We start from the raw sequence: 678 nt of genomic DNA on the forward strand, positions 1-678 counted from the left end.
GCTAACATTACGATACCAGCCATTACTAACATATTTACCATAAACGCTAATACAGAACCAAGTGCTCCCATATTTGCAAATAAGCTACCCATTAGTAAACCACCAAGACCACCTAGTAATAAGCCTTTCATAAAGCCACCTTTATTACTTTTTGGTGCTGTGTTTGTTGCTTTTGTTTTTGAGTCTGGCGTTGTTTTTTGTGAATTTACATTAGAATCTTTTTTGTTTAAATCAACTTTTGACTTTTGACCTGAACTTGGTGTATATGATTTTTTACCAGATTTGTAACTTTTCGCTGCCGCATGATCTACGAACATAAAGCTACTAGCCCCAAAGATAACCATGAATGCTGTCATTACTGCTACAAGTTTTTTCAACATATTATATCCATTCTCCTTTTATATAGATATATGTGAAATCTAYCTTTCTAGTAAATTCAGAATGATAGATTTGTTTTAAAACCATTTTAAAGGTTCTTATGAACTTATTATATGAACTTTTGTCGAAATATGCAAGTATTATTTACTTACGACAATTTCATGACATAGGAAAAATTAAGCAAAACAGAATTGACTTTAAATGAAACAAAACATATTATAAGTTCTTTGTTTCATTTAAAGTCAATTCTGTTTTGCTTAATTTTTCCTATGTCATGAAATTGTCGTAAGTAAATAATAC

General features: G+C 30.0%; 1 protein-coding gene. It reads right to left on the reverse strand.

The features are described 5' to 3' along the window. Window positions 1-380, reverse strand: a 380-nt coding sequence (locus tag AC1DJR_RS32530) for a hypothetical protein (RefSeq protein ID WP_477004517.1), incomplete at its 3' end; no start/stop codon positions are given. Window positions 381-678 lie beyond the last annotated feature (298 nt).

Source organism: Bacillus sp. 05T31 (assembly GCF_056396725.1).